This is a genomic window from Shewanella sp. SG44-6 (assembly GCF_014164185.1).
Taxonomy (GTDB): Bacteria; Pseudomonadota; Gammaproteobacteria; order Enterobacterales; family Shewanellaceae; genus Shewanella; species Shewanella vesiculosa.
Genome location: NZ_JACJER010000321.1, coordinates 1 through 518, shown reverse-complemented (window position 1 = coordinate 518; position 518 = coordinate 1). Strand labels below are relative to the sequence as shown.

At 44.0% G+C, this 518-nt stretch carries 1 pseudogene; it reads left to right on the top strand.

The features are described 5' to 3' along the window. Positions 1-518: pseudogene (locus H5185_RS23555) on the top strand (dehydrogenase); the annotation flags it as partial.

Genomic DNA, 518 nt, shown 5'->3' with positions numbered 1-518 from the left:
TGGAAAGAAGATGCGTCTAAATACGGTGATAAGCTCAATTCATGGGATGAGTTCGTGCAAAAAGGGGTGTGGAATAGCTCTCCTTATAAGCTTGAGTCTCGCTGGGGTAAGTTCAAAACTGAAACTTCAAAGTTTGAGTTTTACAGTAAGACCTTAGAAAAAGCGTTGCAAGAACATGCTGATAAACACAAAGTCAGCATAGATGAGGTAATGAAAGCTTGTGACTACCAAGCTCGCGGTCAATTGGTATTTATTCCCCATTATGAAGAACCCTATCGATTTGGTGATGAAGCCGAGTTTCCGCTGTTACTCGTGGATCAAAAGTCACGCCTAAACAAAGAAGGTCGAACTGCAAATAGTCCTTGGTACTACGAGTTTAAAGACGTCGATCCCGGTGATGTGGCGAATGAAGATGTGGCTAAATTCAACCCGATAGACGGCAAGAAATTTGGCCTCAAAGACGGTGATGAAATCCGCATTACCAGCCCTGTGGGTACGCTGACCTGTAAGGCGAAGCT